1 protein-coding gene is annotated in these 1050 nt (G+C 42.8%); it reads left to right on the forward strand.

What is annotated here, in order from left to right:
- A partial coding sequence (locus R8269_RS26150; protein ID WP_318223031.1) for a diguanylate cyclase occupies positions 1-964 on the forward strand: 964 nt, incomplete at its 5' end.
- Positions 965-1050 lie beyond the last annotated feature (86 nt).

The raw sequence follows: 1050 nt of genomic DNA on the forward strand, positions 1-1050 counted from the left end.
AGAAGAGGAAAATTTAATGAGAGAAGTGGGGATTCATCACGAGCATCTCCAAAAGCATATTCAAGTACATCGCACTTTTATGGGCGATATTGTCAGCATGCAAAGTTTTATTAACGAAGATAATCGGCAATCAGCGGAGCAGTTGTTGGATTTTCTCATTCATTGGTTGGCGTACCACATTCTTGGCATCGATCAAAATATGGCGAAACAGATCAAAGCCATCGAACGAGGCGTTTCTCCTTTAGAAGCTTATCGCGAACAAGAGCAACAAGCTAACGCGTCTACCGAGCCATTACTAGAAGCACTCAATGCGCTGTTTTCTCAAGTGTCCGAACGTAATCGTGATCTCTTAAAACTCAATTTGGAATTAGAAGAAAAAGTAGAAGCAAGAACGAACCAGTTGTTAACGGCAAATAAGCAGCTGGAAGCGCTGTCATTAACGGACTCATTAACTCAACTTCCTAATCGACGCAGTGCAATCAAAACGTTGAAAAAGCTTTGGGATGACACGGAGCACAAAACACTGCCTTTGGTTTGTATCATGATTGATGCGGATTATTTTAAACAAGTCAATGATACGTGTGGGCATGAGGCCGGAGACTTGGTGTTAATCGAGCTTGCACAGGCACTTAAATATCATTTTCGTAGCGATGATATCGTGTGCAGATTGGGAGGTGATGAGTTCTTTGTTATTTGTCCAGACACAGGACTGGACGGCGGGTTACATGTTGCGGAAATGGTGAGAAAACAGGTGTCTAAAATGCTCGTTCCAACGTGTTATGAACCGTGGAGAGGGAGCATCAGTGTTGGCGTTGCAGAGCGAACAGAAAACATGAGTACGTACACCGATTTGATTCGCGCAGCCGATGAATCCGTTTATTTAGCTAAGCAAGAAGGTAAAAATAGAGTTCGGGCTGTTCAAAAGTACGTAACGCAAGAGCCGGTTTCTGTCCGACAAAACTAATCAGTGCGGAATGATTTGAATGGTGAGATTCTGCTACCAAGTTAATGCCTTTTCCCCTTCTATCTTTGTAAGCTTATTTATGAAAC

The organism is Vibrio sp. Vb0667, from assembly GCF_033391095.1.